At 64.9% G+C, this 1,714-nt stretch carries 1 protein-coding gene; it reads left to right on the top strand.

Going from position 1 to position 1,714, the window contains the following annotated elements:
• Positions 1 to 1,714: sulfoacetaldehyde acetyltransferase (xsc, locus tag GS612_RS20420; RefSeq protein WP_253286243.1), on the top strand; the 1,714-nt coding region annotated here is incomplete at both ends.

Raw genomic sequence — 1,714 nt, 5'->3', positions numbered from 1 at the left:
GAGCATGCGTTCGGGATCATTGGATCCGCGATGATGCCGATCTCGGACTTGTTCCCGAAGGCCGGGATCATGTTCTGGGACTGTGCGCATGAAGGCAGCGCGGGGATGATGGCGGATGGCTACACCCGCGCCACCGGCAAGATGTCGATGATGATCGCGCAGAACGGCCCCGGCATCACCAACTTCGTGACCGCCGTAAAAACCGCCTATTGGAACCACACGCCGCTGCTGCTGGTCACGCCGCAGGCGGCGAACAAGACCATCGGTCAGGGCGGTTTCCAGGAAGTCGAGCAGATGAAGCTGTTCGAGGACATGGTCGCCTATCAGGAAGAGGTCCGCGACCCGACCCGCGTCACCGAGGTTCTGAACCGCGTGATCATGAAAGCCAAGCGCGCCAGCGCCCCGGCCCAGATCAACATCCCGCGTGACATGTGGACCCAGGTGGTTGATGTCGATCTGCCCGCCATCGTCGATTTCGAACGCCCCGCGGGCGGCGAAACCGCCGTGGCGCAGGCGGCCGAGCTGCTGTCGACCGCCAAGAACCCGGTGATCCTGAACGGTGCGGGCGTGGTTCTGTCCAAGGGCGGGATCGAGGCCTCGAAGGCGCTGGCCGAGCGTCTGGATGCGCCGGTCTGCGTGGGCTATCAGCACAACGACGCCTTCCCCGGCAGCCACCCTCTGTTTGCCGGTCCTCTGGGCTACAACGGCTCGAAAGCCGGGATGGAACTGATCAGCGAGGCCGATGTTGTTCTGTGCCTCGGCACCCGTCTGAACCCGTTCTCGACCCTGCCGGGCTATGGCATGGAATACTGGCCGGCCGAGGCCAAGATCATCCAGGTCGACATCAACCCCGACCGGATCGGCCTGACCAAGAAGGTCACCGTGGGCATCGTGGGTGACGCGGCCAAGGTGGCGACCGGCATCCTGAACCAGCTGAGCGATACCGCGGGCGACGAGGGCCGCGACGCGCGCAAGGCGAAGATCGCCGAGAAGAAGTCCCGCTGGGCCCAGCAGCTGAGCAGCATGGACCACGAGGATGATGATCCGGGCACCACCTGGAACCAGCGCGCCCGCGCGGCCAAGCCCGACTGGATGAGCCCCCGCATGGCGTGGCGCGCCATTCAGGCGGCGCTGCCGAAAGAGGCGATCATCAGCTCGGATATCGGCAACAACTGCGCCATCGGCAACGCCTATCCGTCCTTCGAGGCGGGCCGCAAATACCTGGCGCCGGGCCTGTTCGGCCCCTGCGGCTATGGCCTGCCGGCCATCGTCGGCGCCAAGATCGGCTGCCCGGACGTGCCGGTCGTGGGCTTTGCCGGTGACGGCGCCTTCGGCATCGCGGTGAACGAGCTGACCGCCATCGGGCGTGAGGAATGGCCTGCCGTGACCCAGATCGTCTTCCGCAACTATCAGTGGGGCGCGGAAAAGCGCAACTCGACCCTGTGGTTCGATGACAACTTCGTCGGCACCGAACTGGATACCAAAGTGTCTTACGCCGGTATCGCGCAGGCCTGTGGTCTGAAGGGCGTCGTGGCCCGCACCCAGGACGAGCTGACCGCAGCCCTGAACCAGGCGATCGAGGACCAGAAGAACGGCATCACCACGCTGATCGAGGCCCTGATCAACCAGGAGCTCGGCGAACCTTTCCGCCGCGACGCAATGAAAAAACCCGTCGCCGTCGCAGGAATCTCGGCCGAAGACATGAAAGCTCAGG

This window comes from Ruegeria sp. HKCCD6157, assembly GCF_013110685.1.
GTDB lineage: Bacteria > Pseudomonadota > Alphaproteobacteria > Rhodobacterales > Rhodobacteraceae > Ruegeria.
Note: the sequence above shows the minus strand (reverse complement) of the source record. Positions and strands in the feature narration are given on the sequence as shown.